General features: G+C 64.7%; 2 protein-coding genes. Both read right to left on the bottom strand.

What is annotated here, in order from left to right:
* Positions 1-399, bottom strand: a 399-nt coding sequence (locus WBB85_RS18370) for an arginase family protein (protein WP_432640042.1), incomplete at its 3' end; no start/stop codon positions are given.
* A gap of 4 nt (positions 400-403) precedes the next feature.
* Entirely contained in the window at positions 404-1,297 is an 894-nt protein-coding gene (locus WBB85_RS18365) for an NAD(P)-dependent oxidoreductase (protein WP_432640041.1), read from the bottom strand.
* Between the last annotated feature and the right edge of the window lie 272 nt (positions 1,298-1,569).

The raw sequence follows: 1,569 nt of genomic DNA, 5'->3' as shown, positions 1-1,569 counted from the left end.
CAGGATGGGCAGCACCAGCGTGTGGTCGCCGCCCAGCGTCAGCGGGATGCAGTCTTGCGCGAGAATGCGGTCATAGGCCTTCTCGATCAGCTTCACCGATTTCTTCAGGTCGAAGGTGTTGATCGCCACGTCGCCGATGTCCGCCACCTGGAGCGAGTCGAACGGGGCAGCGCCCGTCGCCATGTTGTAGGGCCTCAGCATGCAGCTTTCAGCGCGGATCTGGCGCGGTCCATGACGCGTGCCGGAGCGGTTCGAGGTGCCGATGTCGAGTGGAATGCCGACGAAGCAGGCATCCAGCCCGCGCGCACCCTTCGCCATTGGCAGGCGCATCATGGTGGTGGGGCCGGCAAAGCGGGGCATGTCGTTGCCGCCAAGCGGCTGGTTGAAGGACGACGTCATTTTATCAATCTCCGGCGGTGGAGGGTTTTGAATTCAGCGAACGATAGGCGCGGATCACCTGGCTGTCATCGGCCTTGCCGTGACCGGCACCGGAGGCTGCCAGGAACATCTGGTGGGCGGCTGCCGACAGCGGCAGGCCGTGGCGCGCAGCGCGGCCATGATCGAGAACGATGCCGAGATCCTTGACGAATATATCGACGGCGGAGCGCACCTCGGGCGAGTCCTGCAGCATGCGGGGGCCACGATCATTGAGCATCCAGCTCGAGGCGGCGGACACCGAGACGATGTCGAATACCGACTTCGGATTCACCCCGGCGGCCTCGGCCAGCTGCAGGGCTTCGGCAGCGGCTGCGATATGCACCCCGCACAAGAGCTGGTTGATCAGCTTGGCGGTAGAGCCGGCGCCATGTTCCTCGCCAACCTGAAAGACGTTCCTGCCGACCACATCGAGCACGGCGCGCGCCTTGTCGAAGACGTGAGCCGGGGCGGACGCCATGATGGTAAGCGTGCCGGCTTCGGCGCCGGGCACGCCGCCGGAGACAGGTGCGTCCACGAGCGCAATCTGCCGCTCGGACAGCGCCTCGCCCAAGGCCTCCGCCTGGGCCGGGGCTTGCGTACACGAGGCAATGACGCAAGCACCGGGTGGCAGTGCGTCAGCGGCCCTGCCAGCGCCGAACAGCACGTCTTGGGCCTGGTCGCCATTGACCACCATCAGGACGAAGAAATCGGCTCCCTCTGCAGCCTCGGCAGCGCTGGCAGCGGCGCGTCCGCCGGCGGCGGCCAGCTTTTCCAGGGCTGCGGGGTTGAAGTCGAAGCCTGAAACGTCATGGCCAGCCTTGACCAGGTTGATGGCCATGGGCAGGCCCATGGCGCCCAGGCCGATAAAGCCGATCTTCATCACTCAAACTCCTGAAAGGCCGGGAAAGAAAAGAAAAGCCCGGCCAATGCATCACGCAAGGGCCGGGCCGTACAATCAAAATCGCGCCTTTATGCTCAACTGGCCTTCTTCAGCTCCAGTCGGCGGGCATGCAATATCGGCTCGGTGTAGCCGTTGGGCTGCTTGCGGCCCTCGAACACCAGGTCGCAGGCCGCCTTGAAGGCGATGGAGTTGTCGAAGTCATCGGCCATCGGCTTGTAGTTCGGATCGCCGGCGTTCTGTCCGTCCACCAC

Origin of the sequence: Albidovulum sp. (genome assembly GCF_049646345.1) — a bacterium.
Classification (GTDB): Bacteria; Pseudomonadota; Alphaproteobacteria; order Rhodobacterales; family Rhodobacteraceae; genus Albidovulum.
This window is presented reverse-complemented; position numbering and strand designations above follow the sequence as displayed.